We start from the raw sequence: 22,695 nt of genomic DNA, 5'->3' as shown, positions 1-22,695 counted from the left end.
TTATTTCTTTAAATTTTCCTGGAATTTTTCTACTGCACCTTCAAAGAATACGATCTCACCTGCGTTTACTAAATCGTAAGAACTGATTTCGTTGTAGTTCATTACTTTAGCTTTAGGTAAGTTTCTTGAAGATAAATACACATTCTTGTTAGCTTCAGGAAGAACGAATAAAGATTTTTTACCGTTAAGTTCCAATGCGTTTAATACATTGATGAAATCTTTAGTCTTAGGAGCTTCAAAGCTCATATCTTCTAAAACTTTGATGCTGTTGTCTCTCATTTTCTGAGATAAAACAGATTTTTTTGCTAATCTCTTAAGAGCTTTGTTCAATTTGAATCTGTAGTCTCTTGGTTTTGGACCGAATACTCTACCTCCACCTCTGAAAGTTGGAGATTTAATATCACCATATCTAGCAGAACCAGATCCTTTTTGCTTCTTAAGTTTTTTAGTAGAAGCAGTAATTTCGCTTCTTTCTTTTGCTTTATGAGTTCCTTGTCTCTGTGCAGCAAGGTACTGTTTAACTTCTAAGTAAACCGCGTGCTGATTTGGCTCAATTCCGAATACTGTTTCGTCTAGAGTTACTTTTCTTCCGGTCTCTTTTCCTGATGTATTTAATACTACTAGTTCCATTTTCTGATAATTACATAAGAATTTTTAGCTCCCGGAACAGCACCTTTTACTACTAAAAGATTTTGTTCTTGATCCACTTTTAATACCTGAAGGTTTTGTACAGTTACCTGCTTACCTCCCATTCTTCCAGCCATTCTCATCCCTTTGAATACTCTTGAAGGGTCAGATCCGGCACCGATAGAACCTGGAGCTCTAAGTCTGTTGTGCTGACCATGAGTTGCCTGCATTACACCTCCAAATCCGTGTCTTTTAACAACACCCTGGAAGCCTTTACCTTTTGAAGTACCTGTTACGTCTACGAATTCTCCTTCGTTGAACAAGTCTACCTTTACTTCTTCTCCTACTTTTACTTCATCAACGAATTCTCTGTAGAATTCTACCAATTTAGCTTTAGGAGCAGAACCAGCCTTTTTGAAATGACCAGCTAACGCTTTACCAACGTTCTTCTCACTCTTGTCATCGAAACCTAATTGAACTGACTTATAACCGTCTTTTTCAATGGTTCTGACCTGTAAAACCGAGCATGGACCAGCCTGAATAACTGTACAAGGAATATTTTTCCCTGCTTCGTCAAACAAAGAAGTCATACCGATTTTTTTACCAATAATACCTGACATTGTTTATGTTATAATAAAATTTATCCTTTATTTATCACCATTTTTGGAGGTCTGAAGTAATTTCTACTTTTGAATATAGGCATACTACGCCCCTAAAATGAGTGTGCAAATTTATGAATATTTTTATAACTGACAAATATTTACAGTAAAATATTTTGATTTTTAGTGATTTACAGAAAAAACCTGGAATCGTGAGTTTTTAAATCATGTAAAAATATTCTTCCCACAGACTTTTTTGCAAAAACGAAAGAAATAGCCGGAAGAAGGAAATGATATGACTTAATCACTGAATAATTAAGGAGCCAGTTCAATCGGATTATTTTTCTTTTTAATCCTATCCTTTATTTGTCGCTCTGTTCCTGAATCGAAGCTGAAGCCTCCTTTAGCAATTTCAGAGACAAAATTTTCATGAAAATTTTTAAATGCTTTATAAAATTCAGATTTCTTTACCGTTTTTCCTTTAACTCTCTTTCTGGAAATCCACATCTTAGGCTTTTCTGAAAAGGTTTTATAACTCACAAGCTCGAACGTATATTGTTTTTTAGAATCCTCAATCTCCACAATCAGCCCCGGAAGACCATAAAATTTATAAGGACCATCAGAAACCGGAATTTCGTTCGTGAACCACGCTTTATAATCACGTCCCGCATACGTAACCAACGCAGCCTGACATTTTAAATTTCCTATTTCTTTTGTTTCATCGGTAATCTTCCAGTTAAAATCAGGCTTTTCTTCGTAAATAAAATTGTCCTTAATAATATAATCATAATAAGAAATATTGTTTTTTTCAAAGTTTTTAATGACGCGAAAAGTAAAATTGGTTTTAGGTAAACTTTTAGGATCAAGACCAAAAGCAAAACGGTTTGCTCCACCAGCTAAAGAATCTCTGTTATATGAAGTTACTCCCATAAACTGAGATTTTTCTTTTCCCCTCTCCAAAATAAAATACTCTTCGTTAGAACTGGATTTATCCAGAGAATCAATCTGATATTTCAAAAGATATACATATCTGGATTCAACATCATCGATATTTACCTTTTCCTGAGCGGAAAAATTAAAAATCGCAAAAAAGAATAAAAAAGTAAAAATTGTGATTTTATAAGACATCCTATTTATATTTTATGATTGGAGACTGCATTTACGTTCCTAAAAATATAAATAAACATTCTATAATCAAAATTAATTACGAATAATATAGAAAAACAAGACAATAATATTTTGAATTAAAAAATTACGCCGTATTTATTTAACAATAACACTGATGCCAATCTCTTCAAGTTTATTTTTATCCTCGTCTAAAATATCGCCATCTGTAATCAGAAAGTCAATTTTATCCAGATCTGCGATTTTTCCGAAACCTTTTTTATTCAGCTTGGAAGAATCTGCAAGAATCACTACTTTGTCCGAACATTCAATCATTAATTGATTAAGATGAGCTTCCGCAGCATTCGAAGTACTGATCCCGAAATCCATATCAATTCCGTCTACTCCCAGAAATAATTTATTGCACGAGAAATGTTTCAGAATCGTCTCAGAGATGGAACCCACAATAGAAGTCGAACTTTTTCTCACCTCACCTCCCAATTGTATAATATTAATGTTCGGATTATTGCAAAGCTCGATCGCAACACGTAAAGAAGAAGTAAGAACTGTTAATGGACCAAAATTTACCAGCATTCGTGCAAGATAATGCATCGTGGTTCCTGAAGCCAGAATAATACAGTCGTTCTCCTGGATCAGAGAAAGCGCACCTTTCGCAATATTCTTTTTAGCCTCTACATTGATATTTTCCTTTTCATCAACATTTTTTTCGTACGCATACCTCACCTGCTTACTTGCTCCTCCGTGATTTCGGAACAGCAATCCAAGACTTTCAAGGTAATTAAGATCCTTTCGGATCGTAACCGACGAAACATTGAATTTCTCACAAAGATCCTGAACCAGAATATGATCTTTTTCGTCTAATTCCTTTAAAATATCATTATGCCTTGGAAGCAATTTCTCCATTATGTTTCGTTTTCTCAAAAATACCATTTTTATTTTGATTCGAAAAATTTCATTTATTTTCTTTTTGGTTTCGTTTTTAATTTATAACTTTGAAAACGAAACATAACGAAATATTATGAAACGAAACGAAGAACTCAGCAAATTATCCACCGTTAAAGAATGGGACTTTATCATTATTGGCGGAGGAGCGAGTGGATTAGGTTCGGCACTGGACGCAACGAGCAGAGGATTTAAAACGTTACTGTTAGAATCTCACGATTTTGCGAAAGCAACTTCCAGCAGAAGTACAAAACTGGTACACGGTGGCGTAAGATATTTAGCACAGGGAGATATAGGCTTGGTAAAAGAAGCTTTAAAAGAAAGAGGTTTACTGGCAAAAAATGCAGCACACGTTGTAAAAAACCAGTCTTTCATTATTCCTAACTATACGTGGTGGGAAGGAATTTATTATAAAATAGGACTTTCTATTTACGATTTTCTTGCCGGGAAACTGAGTTTAGGAAGAACGAAATACATCAGCAAATCAAAAACCGTAGAGAAACTTCCGACCATCGAACAAAAAGGTCTGGCAAGCGGAGTGGTTTATCAGGACGGACAGTTCGATGATGCAAGACTGGCGATCAACTTAACACAGACGATTATCGAAAAAGGCGGAACAGCGGTTAATTACGTAAAAGTGATTAATTTAATTAAAAATGATTCCAATAAAATCATCGGTGTTGTTGCCGAAGATCAGTTTACAAAACAGCAATTCGAAATCAAAGCGAAAGTTGTTATTAATGCAACCGGAGTTTTCACGAATGATATCTTAAATATGAACAACCCGAAACACGGAAAATTTGTCGTTCCAAGTCAGGGAATTCATTTGGTTCTGGATAAATCGTTTCTGAAAAGCGATGATGCCATCATGATTCCTAAAACTTCGGACGGAAGGGTTTTATTTGTCGTTCCGTGGCACGACAGAGCTTTGGTAGGAACAACCGATACTTTACTGGAAAACGAAAGTTTTGAGCCAAGAGCTTTGGAAGATGAAATTAAATTTGTCCTGAATACCGCAAGACAATATTTAGCAAAGAAACCAACCCGCGAAGACGTAAAATCTGTTTTCGCAGGACTCAGACCTCTCGCAGCTCCGAAAGATGGCAGCAAAAGCACAAAAGAAGTTTCCAGAAGTCATAAAGTCGTTACTTCAGACACGGGACTCATCTCGATTATCGGAGGAAAATGGACGACCTACCGTAAAATGGCGGAAGACACGATTGATGAAGCCATGAAAGTTCATAACCTCGGAATAACCACTTCCAAAACAGAACACCTTTCGATACATGGAAATGTGAAACCCGAAATGGTAGACAGAACGAATCATTTATATGTGTACGGAGCCGATATTCCGGAAATAAAAAAACTACAGCAGAACAATCCTGAATTATCAGAAAAAATACATCCTGATCATCCCTTCACCATGGCAGAAGCAGTCTGGGCAATACGAAGCGAAATGGCACAAACCATTGAGGATATTTTAGCACGAAGAGTCCGGCTTTTATTTTTAGATGCAAGAGCAGCAATCGACAGCGCGCATAAGATTGCACAGATCATTGCAAAAGAAAACGGACATTCTGCAGAATGGGCAGATGAACAGGAAAGAGAATTTATCGAATTGGCGAAAGGATATTTACTGACTCCTTATTCTCCAAGATCCATTTAACCTTAATTTAAGATTACAGCATGAGTGAAAAGTTGATTCTCGCTCTGGACCAAGGTACGACTTCGTCGAGAGCCATTTTATTCAATCACAGCGGAGAAATTGAATTTGTTTCTCAGAAAAGTTTTGAACAGATCTTTCCTACACCGGGTTGGGTAGAACACGATCCTAATGAAATCTGGTCTTCTCAGGTTTCCGTAGCAGCAGAAGTTATTGCCAAAGCCGGAATTTCCGGAAGAGAAGTTGCCGCCATCGGAATTACCAACCAGCGTGAAACCACCGTTGTATGGGATAAAGAAGCCGGAGAACCTGTGTATAATGCCATTGTATGGCAGGACAGAAGAACGTCCAAATATTGTGACGAATTAAAAGAGCAGGGTCATGCTGAGAAAATTAAAGAAAAAACAGGTCTTGTACTGGATGCTTATTTTTCAGCAACAAAACTGAAGTGGATTTTAGACAATGTAGAAGGCGCAAGAGAAAAAGCAGAAGCCGGAAAATTATGTTTCGGAACAGTAGACACTTTCCTTGTCTGGAAACTGACGCGCGGAAAGATGTTCATCACCGATGTTTCGAATGCAAGCAGAACCATGCTTTTGAATATTCATACTTTAGAATGGGATGATGATTTACTGGAACTCTTCAACATTCCAAGAGCGATTTTACCGGAAGTAAAACAAAGCAGTGAAATCTACGGAGAAACAGCTACTACATTATTCTCCACAAAAATTCCGATTGCAGGAATTGCGGGAGATCAGCAGGCTGCATTATTCGGACAGATGTGTACGACTCCGGGAATGGTAAAAAATACGTATGGAACAGGCTGTTTCCTTTTAATGAATACAGGAACAGAAGCCGTTTTATCTAAAAATAATTTACTGACAACCGTTGCATGGAAAATTAATGGAGAAGTGAATTACGCTTTGGAAGGAAGTGTTTTTGTAGGAGGTGCAGCGATTCAGTGGCTGAGAGACGGTCTAAAGTTAATTCGTTCCGCAGAGGAAGTAAATACTTTGGCACAATCGGTTGAAGATAATGGCGGGGTGTATTTTGTTCCTGCATTAACAGGTTTAGGCGCTCCTCACTGGGATCAGTATGCCCGCGGAAATATCGTTGGCGTAACCCGCGGAACCACAAACGGGCATATCGCAAGAGCTACTTTGGAAGGTATTGCTTTTCAGGTGTATGATATTGTAAAAGCAATGGAAGCTGATTCCGGAACGGAAAGTCTGGAATTAAGAGTAGACGGCGGAGCTTCCGCAAGTGATTTGCTGATGCAGATTCAGTCGGATTTATTCGGATTTAAAATTACAAGACCAAAAACTCTGGAAACAACCGCTTTGGGAGCGGCTTATCTTGCCGGACTTGCTGTCGGATACTGGGAAAACATTGATGAAATACAGTCTCAATGGATCATTGATAAAGATTTCCACCCGCAACTGGAAAAAGAAAAAGTGGAAAAAATGGTAAAAACATGGACAAAAGCGGTACAGCGTTCTCAAAACTGGATCGAAGATTAACCTTTTAAAATAAAACTATGACTCCATTTACAGCAGAAATAATCGGCACAATGCTGATGATCCTTTTAGGAAACGGCGTAGTAGCCAATGTTGTTTTGAAAGGAACAAAAGGAAACAATTCCGGCTGGATTGTAATTACCACCGCCTGGGCACTTGCAGTTTTTGTGGGAGTAACCGTTGCAGGTCCCATAAGCGGCGCACATCTGAATCCCGCAGTGACCTTAGGATTGGCTTTCGCAGGAAAATTTTCATGGGATCTTGTTCCGACATATATTGCCGGAGAAATGATCGGGGCAATGTTAGGTGCATCTCTGGTCTGGATTTTCAACAAAGATCATTTTGCTATTACGGAAGACGAAGGGGCAAAACTTGCGTGTTTCAGTACAGGGCCCGCGATCAGAAAACCTGTTTCCAATTTAATCAGCGAAATTATCGGAACTTTCGTTCTGGTATTCGTGATTTTTCATTTCGCAGATCCAAGTATGACTTTAAATAATGATCCGACCGCAAAAATAGGATTAGGAAGTGTGGGAGCTTTACCGGTAACTTTATTGGTCTGGGCAATCGGTCTTTCTTTAGGAGGAACCACAGGCTACGCTATTAATCCGGCAAGAGACCTCGGACCAAGAATTATGCATGCACTTCTTCCGGTAAAAGGAAGCAGCGATTGGGGTTACGCATGGATTCCCATTGCAGGACCAATCATCGGAGCAGGACTTGCTGCGTTACTTCACGGAATACTGAGCTAACAACACTACTTTACTTTATGAAAAAACTAATCTATTTATGCCTGATTTTATCAGGCACAGGGACTCTTTTTGCCCAGGAAAACACAGAAACGGCAGAAGAAAGCAGACTGGATTTTACCACAAACATTCAGAATAACCATCTTTGGAGAGGTTTAATAATTACCGATAAGCCAGTTGTGATGGGAAATATTTCTTATGCTCTGGATAAAGATAAAAAATGGAAGGTCGGAATTTGGGGCGCATCTGCTTTAGCGGACGATAAAGATAATACACATTATAAAGAAATCAATTATTATGTACAGTTTTCCAACGGAAGATTTTATATTGGATTGTGGGATCTATTTAATTCAAGAAATATAAACACCACGGTGGCTTCAGATGATATTTTTAATTATTCCAACAGGAGAACAGCACATATTATCGATTTAAGAACCAATTATACATTTGGAGCTTCTTTTCCTTTAAATATTGAAACAGATATTATGCTGTATGGAGGAGCCAATGCAGGAGAAGTGGTTCTGGAATATGACGGAACATATAAAAAGAATAAATATTCAACATATATTCAGGCGAGTTATCCTGTTATTAAAGATAAAAAAGTAAATCTGGACGCATTTGTAGGAGCCGGATTTGCCATAAATGACAAAAGATTTCTTTACGGAAATGGAAAAAACAGTTTTGATATTGTAAATGTAGGCGTGAAGGCTAGTAAGACCGTAAAAATTACCGATCATTATACCCTGCCTGTTTCCATGATGGCAATGTGGAATCCTTCGAATAAGTTCGCAAGAATTCAGCTTGCTGCAACAGTATTTTAAAAAATTAATTGTTAGTAATGTACACACCATCTTTTTTTGAGGTGGTTTTTTGTTTTTATTAAAAAACTTTGTTTTTCGAAAATAAGTGAAACACCTTTGTTTATCTAAATCTACGGTGTTAATAATTTGAATTTTCTTTGTCTTTCTTTGCGTTTAGTTTCATCGCTAAGTTAAACAAAGATTATTTTTAAATATATAGTATTTTAAAGATAGACAATGGCATTTCCGCTTATAAAACGTAAAACAAAGAATAAAATTAAACTTTACAAAATCTTGTCATAAAAGTAATCACCGTGATTTTACGGTGTAATTTTTGATAGGATATTTTTAATTTTGAGAAAAATTTACTCGTGAAAAAACTTTTATTTCTATTCCTCTTTCTCTCCTCCTTACTTTCATTGGCGCAGTCGAAAGTTCCGTTTTTCGGGAAAAGAGATTTCAATATAGAAGATGGAGCCAACGATTCCGGAACACCTAGTTATTATATTAATATCAAAGATAACGGGGATGTCTATTTCGGTTTTGTGCAGATCAATCAAGCAGACGGAACAGAAACTCAGGAAGAAATCAATGCCGGAAAATATGATCCGAAAGTGATGAAAGTTTATTTCAAAACCTATAATGAAACATTTTACGTAAAATTTGATAAAGAAAAAATTTATCTGACCGATGAAAACGGAAAAGTAAAAAAGTCTGACGACTGCTGTCCCGTTTCTGAAATGGAAAAAACAAATTGCGAATGCTCAGGAATATTATACCAATGATGAAAGTTACACCACTTCTGTTAATTTTATTCCTTGCTGTTTCCTGTGGTAAAAAACAGTCTCATCCGTACACTTTTTATTACTGGAAAACCCGTTTGGCTTTAGACAAAACAGAGAAAGATGTTTTACATAAAGCAACTGATCCTTATTTATACACCCGATTTTTTGATGTTGATAAATTGGAGGGTAAGTTTCAGCCTGTCGGAGTTATTACTAAGGATCAGAGTTTCAGCAATGATAAAAATATTGTTCCGACGGTTTTTATTACAAACCGTGCGTTTCTCAACATTACCAATGAGGAAATACAGTTTCTTGCAGCAAGCATTAATGATTTAATTACAAAAAAGAGTTCAGAATATCAGTTGAAGACCGGCAATCAAATACAAATTGACTGCGACTGGACTGCAGGAACCCGTGATGACTATTTTAAATTTCTGAAAAAATTAAAGGATGTTTCAAAAAAAACGGTAACCTGCACACTTCGTCTTCATCAGGTAAAAGATAAAAATATCATGGGAGTGCCACCGGTTGAGCAGGTATTTCTGATGTGCTACTCCACTTCTTCACCGCTGGAAAATTCTGATAAAAATTCTATTCTTGATGTTAATACTCTGAAAAATTATCTTTCCAAACTGGAAAATTATCCTGTTAAAAAGATCGAGGTTGCCCTGCCGATTTACTCATGGGGAATTGTAACCAACCATTTGGGAAAACATAAACTGATTAATGCTTTGTCTGAAAAGGATCTTAAAAACCCCGATTTCAAGCGAACATCCGATACGGAAATTGAAATACAAAAGGACGGATTTTATTTCGGAAGTTATCTAAACAAAGGTTTCAGAATTAAAATTGAAGAGATTTCTGATGAGCAGCTTCAGGAAGTTATCCGTTTTCTGGAGAAAAAAATAAGCAACTTCACTATTATTTATTATCAGCTAGACAGTAAATTTGTTACAGGTCAGAACTTTAGCTTGTAAACTCAATCAAAATTCTGCGTAAATTGCATTATGCTTAAAAAGATAGTTCTTACACATTTCTTAAACGGATCAGCGTAAGATTTTTTAAAATAAACATACATTCATTAAAATTATAAACTTAAAAAAACACCATTAACAAAATGAAAAAGTACTTTCTTTCGCTCGCGGTTCTATCGCTTTTTTACAGTAAAACTGAAGCGTGCGCATGGTCTGATCCGGATTATGAATACTTCAATCTGTTTACGCAGAGTATCATCAAGGATAAATCGTACCTGCCTTTTCTTCACAGCTATTCAACAAGATTTTATACTGATTTTAAACAATCCCAGATTCCTAATGAAAATGTGGATGCCTGGAAAAAATTCTTTAATAATCAACTGACTTTCGCGGAGACAGATTATCTGGTGAATAAAATGAACATCAGTGATCTGAATGCTCTTAAAAATGGCAGCACGAACAATCAGCTTCTTACAAAACTCGGATCTGGTTTCTATTCTAAATATAAGGAAGCGATTGATTATCTGATTGAGGCAAAATATCTTGAACCGTACATGAAAATCAACTATGTTGAAAGTCCTGATTCTTTTTATTACCGTGAAAGCGAAGGTTCACAAAATGCAACAAATCTTGATTACAATAAAACCATCACGGCATTAACCTCTCTTTACAATGCGGCAAAAAATCCTGAAATTAAGCAGCGTTACGGATATCAATTGGTGCGTTTCAACCATTATACAAGAAATTACGAAGCAGCGATTGAAGCTTTCAAGAATTATGTTGAACCCATAAAATTAAGAGGAGCAACCTATTTTATGGCTCTCGATCAATTGGCGGGTGCACAACGCGGACTGGATCTGAAAAGTGATGCCAACTGGAATTTCTTTCAGGTCTTTATGAACGGTAAAAGCCGTAAAGAGTCTGCCTTCGTGTCTATGAAACTTTCGGACACTGCTTCTTTTAATAATATTATGAAAAGAGCGGGAACGAATGAAGAAAAAAACATGGCTTATTTTCTTTTAGGCTATGAAGATTTCAACAATCCGATTCCGATTATGGAGAAAATGTTTGAAATAGATCCTGATTCTGAAATTCTGAAAGTGATGGCGGTGAGGAGCATCAATGAACTGGAAAGAAACTATCTTCCGATTTATTATTACACCAACAATAATGAAAAAACTGCGGTAAAAGTCTCTGCAAACACTACAACGGATCAGCCTAAAACTGAAGCTGCGGAAGCTCCTAAAGAGGAAAAAATATCGTTCTGGCAGAAAATTGTGCGCTTTTTTAAGAAGTTATTCGGCGTTAAAGATAAAACGAGTACTGAAATGAAAGCAGATCAAAGCGATGATGAATTGCTGGACAACCCGAACAGAATTCCGGTTTTCAACAAGAATAATTATTACTATGACGATCAGACGAAAGATTTCTTAGATGATCTTGAAAAATTCACAAGCAAAACGAAAGAAAAATCTAAAGACGAATACTGGCAAATTGCAGATGCTTATCTGAAGTTCCTTAAAAAAGATTATAAAGCCAGTACAGAGATTTTATCCCATATTCAAACCAGCAATCCCGAATATCAGGAACAGATTAAAAGAATGAAAGTTCTGAATGACATTGTGTCCCAGCCTAAAATTGATGCAGCTTACGAAGATCATTTAATGAAAGATTATGCCGAATATTTTGTGGATAAACCGGAACCTAAAAAAGACAGCACAGAAACAGAGTACGATTATTACGGTGAGGTTCCTTCTACAAAAGATTTCCTGAAAGATGTTCTTGCCAACCGTTATTTCCTGCAGGGTGAAGACGGAAAATCTTTCCTTATGAGCAATACGCTTTCTGATCTTCAGTACAACCCCAACTCCAGTCTGGTAAAAAGTGTGGAAGATTTTTACAGAAAGCCGAACAAAACGAAATTCGAAGAACAGATTATTGCTAAAAATATTGATGATGTAGGAAATATCGATGCCTTTTTTGCAGTGATTTATGGTGACAGAGCCATGAGACAGGCAGATTTTGAGAAAGCTAAATCATACTATGCAAAAGCACAGAATTTCACAGGAATTCCGAGAATCAATTATGACTGGGACGGGAATTCTCAGAAAAAAACGCCTCATCAATACGGAACTGCTGAATACAATGGTTTCAGAAGTATTTCGGATCTTGTTTTCGGACATAATGTTTGGGAAAGTTATCAGAGTGCGCCTGAAGAAAGCATGGTGAAGGAAGATTTTTCTCAGTTTTCTTTCATTAAACCTATGATGAATAAACTTGAATTGGCAGATGCTTTAATTCAGCTTAAAAAAATAGGAAGCGGTGAGGACGAAAAATCAACAAAAGCCAATCAGCTCATTGGAAATCTTCTTTACAATACTTCTTCTTTGGGATATTACAGACAGTTATTTGTGATGGATGTTGACAATACGAATGGCGGAAAATATAATTTCTGGAATACCGACAGTGAAACGCCTTATCAGTACTACTACAAGAACTTCACAAATACTACTTTTATTGAACCTGATAATTTTGATCTGGCAATTAATTATTATAAAAAAGCCTTGAATACATCAACGGATAAAGAACAGAAAGCAAGAATTCTGTTTCAGATGGCAAGTGCGGAACAGGGGAAATATTATCAGTATGAAACTAAAAATCCTTCGAATGTAGATTACTCGGATCCAAAATGGAGCGAGAAAACAGATGCTTTCCAAAAGCAGTTAGATCAGATTAAAAATCAAAAATACAGAACGTATTTTGCCATGCTGAAAACGCAGTATGCCGATACGGAGACTGCAAAAAATCTGATGGGAAGCTGTTCTTATTTCGGGTATTTTATGAAGTAGAAATTGAAATTCCCTCCATTTAATAAATAAACCTCTGATCGCTCAGAGGTTTATTATTGTATGACTTTTAATTTTTACTTACTTTTTAACAAATTTGGTTTTAAGAGCAGTTCCGTTTTCATCTATGCTGATAAAATAAACTCCTTTTACCAAATCTCTCACAACAATTTTACCATCACCTACAATTCCTTTACCGATTAACTGACCAGGAGCGCTGTAAATTTCGTAAGTTGATTTGGATGAAATATTTTTAACGTTCAATATATCATCTACGGGATTTGGATAAATCTGTACTGTTTTTACATTCCCAACTTCAGCTGTTGATAATGTTCCAACATTGTTTTGTTTTACAGCATAAAATACATTTCCGATCGCAGAAACTCTTATATGTCCGCTTTTTCCGGCCAATGAAGCAGGAACAAATACACTTGCCGAACCTGAATTTGGAACAGATGCTGCCAAAACAGTCCATGTTGTTCCATTATCGTATGTGTAATCTATTTTAACATTTGCCACATTATAAGGCGAAGCAGTAGTTCCGGAAACTACCCAGGTAATTGTTGAATTTGCATTTGGTGTTAAAGTAGCTGAGTTTACAGTAAATGCAGCAGCAGAACCAACAACAATTGTTTGTGTAGCATATGCTGTCTGCGCCTGTCCGCCAACTTTATTATCCCTTACAGTTACTCTGAAATTTGTGGTTCTTGCAACAGTTGATGCCGCTTCAAAGTCGGTAGTATTTTTTACAGCTCCTCCCAAAACAGTTGATAATCTCGGGAAATATCTTGTGGGACTCGAGCTAGCCGGCCAAGATCTAAAGCTTGCCCCCGAAGAGGTATTCCCAATAGCAGAGGCTCCATCACCAGTTCCGGATGCTTTACCAATGCCATTAGCTAATGAACTGGAATTTACCTGCTCCCAGTTATATGTTAATGCATCTCCATCCGGATCGGTTGCAGATGCTGTTAAAACAAATGCTGTAGATTTAGGAATTGTATAGGTAGTCGTCATTGCCGTAACTACTGGTGGATTATTTGTTATTGGAGTTTCCACATCTACGGTTACTGTTGAGAGATTGGTCTGTACCTGATCAATACTTACGCTGTGGAAATAAGGATCAGAGTGTTGCTGAACATCTGTGTTTGTACCGGTAATTCCTGCATATCCCATGATTGTTGATCCTGATCCTGGCTCCACACAAACTCCTGTTCCTTCGTTATAACTGTATGTATGATTATCGCCTAACTGATGGCCTATCTCATGAGCAACATAGTCAATATCAAAACTATCACCCATAGGAACTGCATTTGCAGGAGATGTTATACCACTTCCTTTGTAGTTACTTGGAGAATTATATCCATATGCTACTCCAGCTGAAGTTGTGCAAGCATCAGTGCTTGAAGCCGATATTGTCGTAAAAGTTACATCGTTACTTCCAATACAGCCAATACATCCAGCATTTCCTCCACCTCCTGTGGCACCAAATAGATGCCCGATATCAAACGTCGAGTCTGTTACACCGTAAGTCCCTCCGTGAAGAACATTCATTAATTCATAATTCCATTTACACATGTAATCAGCATCACTGTACGGATCTGTTGCTGCATTAGTGAAAATAAGATTGGGAGCATTTACCATATTCAAATGCAGGTTAAATTCCTGCTCAAAAACGCCGTTTACTCTTGTTAAGGTGGCATTTATCTGTGTGAGCGCATTGGCTGCTCCGCCAAAATAGGCTGTATACTCTCCGGTAACAGACATTGCCAATCTTAAAGTATGATATTTCTGATTATTTGATTTCGCTGTTTCTCCTTTTGCCATTAAATCCTGCATTCTGGCAACGGACTGTTTGTCTTCTTTGGTATTACAGACAAATGCGTGACCATTTTTAGCAGTTTTTCCATGGATAGAATAAATGGTTTTGTCCGCAGATGCAGGTTCTATAAATTCATATTTGCCTCCACTAATAATCATGGATTGAAAATCGTTTGGAGCAACACTGAATCTAACATATTTGCTGGGATCATCAACTCCGGTTCCAACATACGATCCCAGATTATACTGATTGGCAATTTCATGATCAATTACCGGAAAACTGTTAACTGCAAATTTTTCAATCTTTCCTTCCAGTGTAGGAAGGCTAATGATAATTTTTGAACCGCCAACTTCCTGGGCTCTCAAAAGCTGGGTTCTAATCATATTAATATCTAAACTGTAATAAGCCGAATGATCGTCTTTCTTTGTAACAGCTTTTGTAGGAGCCGTTCTATTCCACTGCGCATTCGCCATTGTACCTGCAGCAACTAACAGCAGAAAAGGTAATTTTGTTTTCATTAAAATAATTTTAGAAAGGCAAATTTAGGATTTATTACCATATTTACATCTATAGCTGTAAATTATTTTAAATTTTAACTATAAAATATCCTTGAACTATTAAAAATATAAAGTATTATTCATTTTATTAATTTAACATAAAAATAAACTCATTCTATTTTTGTCATGGTTTCTGTTTCTGCAACCATTCTTCATGTTTTTTTCTGAAAGCATTATGCTTACGATCCTGATTTATTTTAGCAGCATCAATCGAATGTGAAGAATGGATATCATCATCCTCTTCTGCAAAATCCGCTAACTTTTCATAATAATAATGAAGCTGATCGAGCTCTTTTTCCGTTAAATCTTCAATATCTACAATTCTGTTGCTGGCTTTTTCGTTAGCCGCGATCAATTCATTTAATTTGATCTGAATGGCTTTGGAATCTTTATTCTGTGCTTTCTGAATTAAAAATACCATGAGAAAAGTGATAATGGTTGTCCCTGTATTTATAACGAGCTGCCATGTTTCGGAATAGTTAAAAACAGGTCCCAAAACGGCCCATATAATCACGATTAAGGTCGCCCCGATGAAAGCGTAAGAACTCCCTGTAAATTTTGTTGCCCAATCTGAGAATTTTTCGAAAAAACTTTTGCCTGATCTTGCCATTTTTCTTTGTATTAGTAAGTTAATAAGCATCAAAAACTCCGCCGAAAAGCCAATGTAAAATTGTAATTTTTATATCCGCTAGATTAATTATCCAAATGATATTCCTGATGATATTCCTGATGTTATTTATATTTCAATATTATTTTTTTACTTCAGGGTACTTCACTGCTTTATCCACTTCAATTGGATTATTATATTTTTTAATTCTATGCTGTTCATCAAAAGTATATTGCCGAAGTTCTTCCGGTTTGTAAATGATTCTGCCATCATCCAGTCCTAATTTGTTATTTTCGTCAATTTTCACGTCACCGTTATTGATAAATTTTATTGGATCAAGATAATAACTTAGCAACATGGATTTGTATTTAGAATATGGAATTTCTATTCCTCTTGATTTTGCATTTTTATAGAAGCTTATCAACTGTGTTTCGGTTAAGTTTTCTGATCTGTTCAGAGAGAAATGATAATTTTCTTTATCATCATAAATTTCAATAATCATTCCCGGTAAACCGTGAAATTTATATGGTCCTTCCTGAAAAGGAAAGTCTTTTGCAAACCATGCGATCCAGTTTCTGCCCCCAAATATTGCCGTAGCTTTCTGAGCTTGAATGGAAGATGAAACTTTAGTTTCCTTTTCAATTTTCCAATTTATTTTAGGTTCATCTATTAATTTGTAAACATCGTAGCTTTGAATACTGTAAAGAACATATTGTTTTGTTTTAATCTTTTTACTGAGCAAATCTGTAACCTTCCCGTTAAACGTCCTTAAGCCGGAAACTTTTTCTATAGAATCACTGACAAAAAAAGATCTTTCATAATAGAATGTTTCATCCGGATTAATATCAAGATAATAGTTGGCTTTCCTTACTTCAGCAGAAGTTGAATCAGGACGATAAACTACATCATAAATAAACCGATGAGTCTGCGCTGATAAAGATACGTAAAGCAAGACTGTTAAAAGTAAGAGTTTTTTCATAAGAATATTTTCGTAAATATACATAACAGCAAAGATCTTTTCCTTCACAAAAAGGATAAAACTAAAAAAATCCGCTCCTCAAAAGGAACGGATTTTATATAATCATTGCAAAGTATGCAATTATCACACTTTAATTTCAACATCTACACCTGAAGGAAGTTCTAACTTCATTAGAGCATCCACAGTTTTAGAAGAAGAAGAGTAGATATCCATCAATCTCTTGTGAGCTGATAACTGGAACTGCTCTCTTGCTTTCTTGTTTACGTGTGGAGATCTCAACACTGTGAAGATTCTCTTGTTGGTTGGCAATGGAATTGGTCCGTTTACAACAGCACCAGTAGCCTTTACCGTTTTTACGATTTTCTCTGCAGATTTATCTACCAAGTTGTAATCGTAAGATTTAAGTTTTATTCTGATTCTTTGTGACATTTTAATCTAATTTAATATTAACCTTTAGCCTTAGCGATTACTTCTTCAGCAACGTTTGTAGGAGCAGCTTCGTATTTCTCGAATTCCATAGAAGATGTTGCTCTACCTGAAGATAACGTTCTAAGAGAAGTTACATAACCAAACATTTCAGAAAGCGGAACGAAAGCCTTGATAACTTTAGCGTTGTTTCTGTCGTCCATACCGTTTACAGTACCTCTTCTTCTGTTAAGGTCACCTACGATATCACCCATGTACTCTTCAGGAGTTACTACTTCAAGCTTCATGATTGGTTCCATGATAACCGCTTTAGCAGCTCTACCAGATTCTTTGAAACCTAACTTCGCAGCCAATTCGAAAGATAACTGATCCGAGTCAACCTGGTGGTAAGATCCATCTTTCAATGTAATCTTCATAGATTCAACCTCAAATCCAGCTAAAGGACCGTTCTTCATTGCTTCTCTGAATCCTTTTTCTACTGAAGGAATAAATTCTTTAGGAATGTTACCTCCTTTAATTTCGTTGATGAATTCAAGACCTGTTTTACCTTCGTCTGCAGGACCGATTTCGAATACGATATCTGCGAACTTACCTCTACCTCCAGACTGCTTTTTGTAAACTTCTCTGTGGTTAGCTTTTTGTGTAAGAGCTTCTTTGTATTCTACTTGCGGCTGACCTTGGTTAACCTCTACTTTGAACTCTCTTCTCATACGGTCTACGATGATATCCAAGTGAAGTTCACCCATACCAGAAATGATCGTTTGTCCTGAAGCCTCGTCTGTCTTAACCTGGAACGTTGGATCTTCTTCAGCTAATTTAGCTAAAGCGTTACCCATTTTATCCTGGTCAGCTTTCGTTTTAGGCTCAACAGCGATACCGATTACCGGATCTGGGAAGATCATTGATTCTAGAACAATTGGGTTCTTTTCATCAGATAATGTATCTCCTGTTTTAATATCTTTAAATCCTACAGCTGCACCAATATCTCCAGCCTCGATATACTCAACCGGATTTTGCTTGTTTGCGTGCATCTGATAGATTCTTGAGATTCTTTCTTTGTTACCAGATCTTGTGTTTAATACATAAGAACCAGCATCCAATCTTCCTGAATAAGCTCTGAAGAATGCTAATCTACCTACGAATGGGTCAGTAGCAATTTTGAAAGCTAATGCAGCGAAAGGCTCCTCAACAGATGGTTTTCTTTCGATATCAGCATCAGTTCTTGGATCTGTTCCTTTGATATTATCCTTATCTAGTGGAGAAGGAAGATATTTACAAACAGCATCAAGCATGAACTGTACTCCTTTGTTTTTGAAAGAAGATCCACAAGTCATTGGGATGATAGAAAGATCGATAGTAGCTTTTCTTAAAGCTTCGTTGATTTCCTCTTCAGAAATTGAATCCGGATCTTCGAAGAATTTCTCCATCAAAGTCTCATCATAATCAGCAACAGCTTCTACTAATTTCTCTCTATATTCAAGAACTTCATCCTTCATGTCTTCAGGAATTGGAACTACTTCATAAGTTGCTCCCTGTCCTGCTTCATCCCAGATGATCGCTCTGTTTTTAATTAAGTCTACAACTCCTTTGAAATCTTCTTCAGCACCGATTGGTAAAACGATTGGAACTGCATTAGATCCTAACATTTCTTTTACTTGTTTTACAACGTTCAAGAAGTCAGCACCCTGTCTGTCCATTTTGTTTACGAATCCCATTCTCGCAACTTTGTAGTTGTCAGCAAGTCTCCAGTTGGTTTCAGACTGAGGCTCTACTCCGTCTACTGCAGAGAATAAGAATACCAAACCGTCCAATACTCTCAAAGATCTGTTTACTTCTACGGTGAAGTCAACGTGTCCCGGTGTATCGATAATGTTGAAGTGGTAAGGTTTTGTTTCAGGTAATTTCTTACCCTGATCTGTTGGGAAATTCCAGTTACAAGTAGTTGCAGCAGAAGTAATAGTAATACCTCTTTCTGCTTCCTGTTCCATCCAGTCCATTGTAGAAGCACCATCGTGAACCTCTCCAATTTTGTGGTTTACACCTGTATAGAATAAAATCCTTTCTGTAGTGGTAGTCTTACCTGCATCAATGTGAGCAGCAATACCAATATTTCTTGTAAATTTAAGATCTCTTCCCATTTCAGATTAGAATTTGAAGTGTGAGAAAGCTTTGTTTGCTTCCGCCATTTTGTGAGTATCTGTTTTCTTTTTGAAAGCAGCACCTTCTTCTCTTGAAGCAGCTACTACCTCATTAGCCAATTTCAAAGCCATAGACTTATCATTTCTCTTTTTAGAGTAGCTAATTAACCATTTCATTGCCATAGAAATTTTTCTATCTGCTCTGATTGGCATAGGAATCTGGAAGTTAGCTCCACCTACTCTTCTGGAACGTACTTCTACGTGAGGCATAACGTTTGTTAATGCATCTTTCCAGATTTCAAGGGCTGTTTTCTCAGTATCTCCTTTTTTAGTTTCTACGATATCCAACGCATCATAGAAAATTTTGAATGCGATTGACTTCTTACCGTCAAGCATTAAATTGTTTACGAATCTCGTTACCAACTGATCATTAAATTTTGGATCTGGTAACAACGGTCTTTTTTTCGCTTTCGTCTTTCTCATTGTTTCTGTACCTTATTTAATGATTATTTTTTCTTTCCTTTTGCTGGTGCAGCTGGTGCCTGACCTGGTTTAGGTCTCTTAGCTCCGTACTTCGATCTTCTCTGCGTTCTTCCATTTACACCTGCAGTGTCTAATGCACCTCTTACGATGTGGTAACGTACTCCCGGTAGGTCTTTCACCCTTCCGCCTCTAACCAATACTATCGAGTGCTCCTGAAGATTGTGTCCTTCGCCCGGGATATAGGCATTCACTTCTTTACCGTTAGAAAGTCTTACCCTTGCAACTTTTCTTAGTGCAGAGTTAGGTTTCTTAGGTGTAGTAGTATATACTCTCGTACATACACCACGTCTTTGTGGACAAGAATCTAGGGCAGCCGATTTGCTCTTCTTGGCAAGCGTGGCTCTTCCTTTTCTTACTAATTGTTGAATAGTAGGCATTTAATTGCTTTTTATTTTAGGGTGCAAAAATAGTAATATTTTTTTAATTAACAAGCAGTTATATAGAAATAATATTTTTATTTAAAATTTAATTAACAGATAGTTACGGTTTATCAACAATTGCAACACGAACATTCCTATTCCAGTGAAAATCTTTGATATTATTTTTAAGTTCTTCCAGATTATTTATTAATACAAATGGGTATTGTTAAAATAAGCAGTGGCTCCAGCATCATTATCTACAATTTTTGACTTTACTATATAATAATATGTATATAGAACAAGGTTATTAAATTGGTGCCACAAATTGGAATGCAAAAACTATCACATTTAAATTCATTCTAAAAATATCAAAGATAAGTATCATCAATCATGAAACCGCATTTTCGGCACAATATTTACTTAATTTTGTTTCAGAAAAATAAACTACAATATAGATATGAAAAACGCCAACATTATCGGTCTTAAAGAAACCGACTGCAAAAAGATTTCAGAAAAATTAAATATTCTTTTAGCTAACTATTCCGTATTTTATCAGAATACAAGAGGCTCTCACTGGAACATTAAAGGAGATCAGTTTTTTACACTTCACCCTAAATTTGAGGAACTATACAACAGTCTTGTTTTAAAGATTGATGAAATTGCAGAAAGAATTTTAACACTGGGTGCTACACCGGCTCACAATTATTCAGACTACCTGAAAGTATCAACCATAAAAGAAAGCGTGGAAGTAAGCGATGCTACGAAAAGTGTTGAAAACATTTTAAATTCATTCAAAGTAGTTATTGATCTTCAGAGAGAACTTTTAGATATTACTGATGCAGCCGGAGACGAAGGAACAAACTCTCAGATGAGTGACTACATTACAGAACAGGAAAAAGAAGTATGGATGTACAATTCTTATCTTGGGAAGTAAAGAAAAAAATTTTCCTTAAAAAGTAAAAAAATCACCTTACATTTAGGTGATTTTATTTTTAATAACTATATTTGCGTATAAATTACACAATTATGCACAACGTACGATTAAACTCTATTTTAGATAACGACTTTTACAAAATAACCATGCAGAATGCGGTAGTAAAATTATTCCCAAGCTCTGTAGTGAAATATGAATTCATCAACCGCGGAAAACATCAGTTTCCTGAAGGTTTCGATGTAGCTTTACGAGAAGCCGTTGATAAAATGGCAGAACTAAAGCTGACGAAAGACGAAAAAAAGTTCATGGCAAGAACCTGCCCTTACATTGATCTTCCCTACTTAGATTTTTTGGAAGGCTATCATTATGATCCTTCCGAAGTTAAAATTCATCAGGAAGGAAGCGATCTTTCTGTAACGGTTGAAGGGCTCTGGTACAGAACAATTCTTTGGGAAGTTCCTTTACTCGCACTCATCAGCGAACTTCACTACGAAATGAACCACATGGGAAGAGACTCCAATGAAGTAGTGATGAATAAAACTTTGGAAAAAGCAGAAACACTGGCGAAACTGGGCGTTAATTTTGCAGAATTCGGAACCCGAAGAAGACACTCTCATAAAGTTCAGAATCTGGTTATGGAGGCTTTAACACAGAAGAAAAATTCTACATTTATTGGTTCATCCAATGTACATTTCGCCATGAAATACAATGTAAAACCTATCGGAACCCATGCTCATGAATGGTTTATGTTCCACGCAGCGGAATATGGTTTCAAGATGGCAAACGAACTGGCTCTGGAACACTGGGTAGATGTTTACCGCGGAGATTTGGGAGTTGCCCTTTCAGATACCTATACAACGGATGTTTTCTTTCAGCAATTTGATAAAAAGTTTGCAAAACTCTTCGATGGTGTTCGTCACGATAGCGGCGATCCTCTGGAATTCGCAGATAAAACCATTGCCCATTATGAAAGACATGGCATTAATCCGCTATTCAAATATATTATTTTTTCAGACGGTTTAAATCTTGAAAAAGTAGAAGAAATCACCAATTACTGCAAAGGAAAAATCGGAGTTTCTTTCGGAATCGGAACTAATCTTACCAACGATGTCGGCTTAAAACCGATGAATATCGTCATGAAACTTATCGGCGTTCAGGCTCCGAATAAAGAATGGATCCCAACCGTAAAATTATCCGACGAACACGGAAAATATACCGGAGATCCTAAAATGATTGAATTGGCGAAAGAATTTTTAAGAATAAAAGAGTAATACGATGAGAAAATTTTCATTGCTGATAGGTTTGTCTCTATTTCTTTAATCAAGAACTGGCTACAGAACTGGGAGCCGATAAATACGGAATGAAGCCGTACGTAATCGTAATGCTAACGACAGGAACTACAAAAATTGAAGACAAGACAAAAAATGGCTGAATTAATGAAAGAACATTTGGCCAACATCGGAAAACTTGCTAAAGAAGGAAAAGTTGTAGTGGCAGGACCATTTACCTCAGATAACAAACAAAATTTTGAAGGGATGTTCATCTTCAATACAAAATCCCAAGAAGAAGCAGAATCATGGGTAAAAACAGATCCCGCCGTAAAAGCAGGAGTCTTCGGATACGAAATCCTGCCATGGTATGGATCCGCAGCTCTGCCTTTATACCTGAAGCACCATGAGGAAATTGCAAAAGAAAATCCTTAATTA

Annotated in this window: 21 protein-coding genes; 10 read left to right on the top strand and 11 right to left on the bottom strand. The window is 36.5% G+C overall.

Annotated elements, in window-relative coordinates; all coding sequences use genetic code 11:
• From rplD to KKI44_RS16340, 4 genes are all read right to left on the bottom strand, one after another.
• Positions 1 to 630, bottom strand: coding sequence for a 50S ribosomal protein L4 (rplD, locus tag KKI44_RS16355; RefSeq protein WP_214588337.1), 630 nt, complete (start codon positions 628 to 630; stop codon positions 1 to 3).
• Positions 621 to 1,247, bottom strand: coding sequence for a 50S ribosomal protein L3 (rplC, locus tag KKI44_RS16350; protein ID WP_076391854.1), 627 nt, complete (start codon positions 1,245 to 1,247; stop codon positions 621 to 623). Before rplC ends, rplD begins: the two co-directional genes overlap by 10 nt.
• Before the next feature lie 294 nt (positions 1,248 to 1,541).
• Positions 1,542 to 2,354, bottom strand: coding sequence for a GLPGLI family protein (locus KKI44_RS16345; protein ID WP_214588336.1), 813 nt, complete (start codon positions 2,352 to 2,354; stop codon positions 1,542 to 1,544).
• Positions 2,355 to 2,489: 135 nt separating this feature from the next.
• Positions 2,490 to 3,254, bottom strand: a complete 765-nt coding sequence (locus KKI44_RS16340; protein ID WP_185144384.1) for a DeoR/GlpR family DNA-binding transcription regulator — start codon at positions 3,252 to 3,254, stop codon at positions 2,490 to 2,492.
• Between the two features lie 115 nt (positions 3,255 to 3,369).
• Here KKI44_RS16340 and KKI44_RS16335 point away from each other — a divergent pair, with 115 nt between their 5' ends.
• The 7 genes from KKI44_RS16335 to KKI44_RS16305 all read left to right on the top strand — a co-directional run bounded on the left by KKI44_RS16335 (position 3,370) and on the right by KKI44_RS16305 (position 12,630).
• Complete coding sequence (locus tag KKI44_RS16335) at positions 3,370 to 4,959, top strand: glycerol-3-phosphate dehydrogenase/oxidase (RefSeq protein WP_214588335.1); 1,590 nt, start codon at positions 3,370 to 3,372, stop codon at positions 4,957 to 4,959.
• Positions 4,960 to 4,979: 20 nt separating this feature from the next.
• Positions 4,980 to 6,476, top strand: coding sequence for a glycerol kinase GlpK (glpK, locus tag KKI44_RS16330; protein ID WP_214588334.1), 1,497 nt, complete (start codon positions 4,980 to 4,982; stop codon positions 6,474 to 6,476).
• Positions 6,477 to 6,493: 17 nt separating this feature from the next.
• Entirely contained in the window at positions 6,494 to 7,225 is a 732-nt protein-coding gene (locus KKI44_RS16325; protein WP_214588333.1) for an MIP/aquaporin family protein, read from the top strand.
• Between the two features lie 17 nt (positions 7,226 to 7,242).
• Positions 7,243 to 8,043, top strand: coding sequence for a hypothetical protein (locus tag KKI44_RS16320; protein ID WP_214588332.1), 801 nt, complete (start codon positions 7,243 to 7,245; stop codon positions 8,041 to 8,043).
• A gap of 350 nt (positions 8,044 to 8,393) precedes the next feature.
• Entirely contained in the window at positions 8,394 to 8,807 is a 414-nt protein-coding gene (locus KKI44_RS16315; protein WP_214588331.1) for a hypothetical protein, read from the top strand.
• Positions 8,807 to 9,784: a hypothetical protein gene (locus tag KKI44_RS16310; RefSeq protein WP_214591175.1), complete on the top strand. Its 978-nt coding sequence runs from the start codon at positions 8,807 to 8,809 to the stop codon at positions 9,782 to 9,784. The genes KKI44_RS16315 and KKI44_RS16310 overlap by 1 nt, the downstream gene beginning before the upstream one ends.
• Positions 9,785 to 9,924: 140 nt before the next feature.
• The gene (locus KKI44_RS16305) at positions 9,925 to 12,630 is read left to right on the top strand and encodes a hypothetical protein (protein WP_214588330.1); all 2,706 of its coding nucleotides are present in this window, start codon (positions 9,925 to 9,927) and stop codon (positions 12,628 to 12,630) included.
• Positions 12,631 to 12,708: 78 nt separating this feature from the next.
• On the opposite strand, the gene KKI44_RS16300 is transcribed toward KKI44_RS16305, so the two are convergent.
• The 7 genes from KKI44_RS16300 to rpsL all read right to left on the bottom strand — a co-directional run bounded on the left by KKI44_RS16300 (position 12,709) and on the right by rpsL (position 20,073).
• On the bottom strand, positions 12,709 to 14,964 hold the full coding sequence (locus KKI44_RS16300) for a zinc-dependent metalloprotease (RefSeq protein ID WP_214588329.1): 2,256 nt from the start codon (positions 14,962 to 14,964) through the stop codon (positions 12,709 to 12,711).
• Between the two features lie 163 nt (positions 14,965 to 15,127).
• Entirely contained in the window at positions 15,128 to 15,613 is a 486-nt protein-coding gene (locus tag KKI44_RS16295; RefSeq protein WP_214588328.1) for a low affinity iron permease family protein, read from the bottom strand.
• Between the two features lie 139 nt (positions 15,614 to 15,752).
• On the bottom strand, positions 15,753 to 16,589 hold the full coding sequence (locus KKI44_RS16290; protein ID WP_214588327.1) for a GLPGLI family protein: 837 nt from the start codon (positions 16,587 to 16,589) through the stop codon (positions 15,753 to 15,755).
• A 123-nt stretch (positions 16,590 to 16,712) separates the two neighbouring features.
• Positions 16,713 to 17,018 (bottom strand): 30S ribosomal protein S10, encoded by a 306-nt coding sequence (rpsJ, locus tag KKI44_RS16285; protein ID WP_002661363.1) that lies wholly within the window; start codon positions 17,016 to 17,018, stop codon positions 16,713 to 16,715.
• Between the two features lie 17 nt (positions 17,019 to 17,035).
• Complete coding sequence (gene fusA / locus KKI44_RS16280; RefSeq protein ID WP_214588326.1) at positions 17,036 to 19,153, bottom strand: elongation factor G; 2,118 nt, start codon at positions 19,151 to 19,153, stop codon at positions 17,036 to 17,038.
• A 6-nt stretch (positions 19,154 to 19,159) separates the two neighbouring features.
• Complete coding sequence (rpsG, locus tag KKI44_RS16275) at positions 19,160 to 19,636, bottom strand: 30S ribosomal protein S7 (RefSeq protein WP_214588325.1); 477 nt, start codon at positions 19,634 to 19,636, stop codon at positions 19,160 to 19,162.
• Positions 19,637 to 19,659: 23 nt separating this feature from the next.
• Positions 19,660 to 20,073, bottom strand: coding sequence for a 30S ribosomal protein S12 (gene rpsL / locus KKI44_RS16270; protein WP_027381287.1), 414 nt, complete (start codon positions 20,071 to 20,073; stop codon positions 19,660 to 19,662).
• A 439-nt stretch (positions 20,074 to 20,512) separates the two neighbouring features.
• Here rpsL and KKI44_RS16265 point away from each other — a divergent pair, with 439 nt between their 5' ends.
• From KKI44_RS16265 to KKI44_RS16255, 3 genes are all read left to right on the top strand, one after another.
• Positions 20,513 to 20,989, top strand: a complete 477-nt coding sequence (locus KKI44_RS16265) for a Dps family protein (RefSeq protein ID WP_076391832.1) — start codon at positions 20,513 to 20,515, stop codon at positions 20,987 to 20,989.
• 92 nt (positions 20,990 to 21,081) lie between these two features.
• Complete coding sequence (gene pncB / locus KKI44_RS16260) at positions 21,082 to 22,260, top strand: nicotinate phosphoribosyltransferase (protein WP_214588324.1); 1,179 nt, start codon at positions 21,082 to 21,084, stop codon at positions 22,258 to 22,260.
• Positions 22,261 to 22,425: 165 nt separating this feature from the next.
• Positions 22,426 to 22,692, top strand: a complete 267-nt coding sequence (locus tag KKI44_RS16255; RefSeq protein WP_250902081.1) for a YciI family protein — start codon at positions 22,426 to 22,428, stop codon at positions 22,690 to 22,692.
• Positions 22,693 to 22,695 lie beyond the last annotated feature (3 nt).

This window comes from Chryseobacterium sp. ZHDP1 (assembly GCF_018603435.1).
In the GTDB taxonomy this organism is placed as follows: domain Bacteria; phylum Bacteroidota; class Bacteroidia; order Flavobacteriales; family Weeksellaceae; genus Chryseobacterium; species Chryseobacterium indicum.
Note: the sequence above shows the minus strand (reverse complement) of the source record. Positions and strands in the feature narration are given on the sequence as shown.